Genomic DNA, 477 nt, shown 5'->3' with positions numbered 1-477 from the left:
GTTGGCGGGCGCGCCGGCCTGGGTCGGCGTCGGCGGCGGTTCGATGCGCTGGGGTGCGCCGGCGTAGCAGTCCAGCGCCAGGCCGAAGGGGTTGTGCTCCGGGTCGATGTCCAGCCGGACGACCTTGATGGGGTAGCGCACCAGAGCGCGCTTGACCTGCTCGGAGCCGTAGTATTCGTCCGCGCTCACGTCGAGCGTGACGATCCAATCGCGGTCGGAAACCACCTTGACGCGCGTGGCCGGATCATCGCCGTAGCCGCGGCCGGGAATCTCGTAGATGCCGCGCACGCGCTGACGCAGCTCGCCACTGGCGCGCCGGTACTCGTAGTCCTGTTGCAGAAAGGCCCGGCAGCTCGGCGTCAGGTAGGCCGACAGCGCGCGCAGGTTGCGTGGATAGTCTTCTTCGCCGTTCGTGGGCCAGCGCTGCACCTGCTGCCAGATGTAGAACGAGAAGGCATACACACTCTCGGGCGGCAC

At 68.1% G+C, this 477-nt stretch carries 1 protein-coding gene; it reads right to left on the bottom strand.

Annotated features, from left to right (window positions below; translation table 11 throughout):
* The coding region (locus ACR6JA_RS22820) for a PFL_4703 family integrating conjugative element protein (protein WP_494599760.1) at positions 1-477 on the bottom strand (477 nt) is incomplete at both ends.

This window comes from Cedecea sp. B1(4), from assembly GCF_059414925.1.
This window is presented reverse-complemented; position numbering and strand designations above follow the sequence as displayed.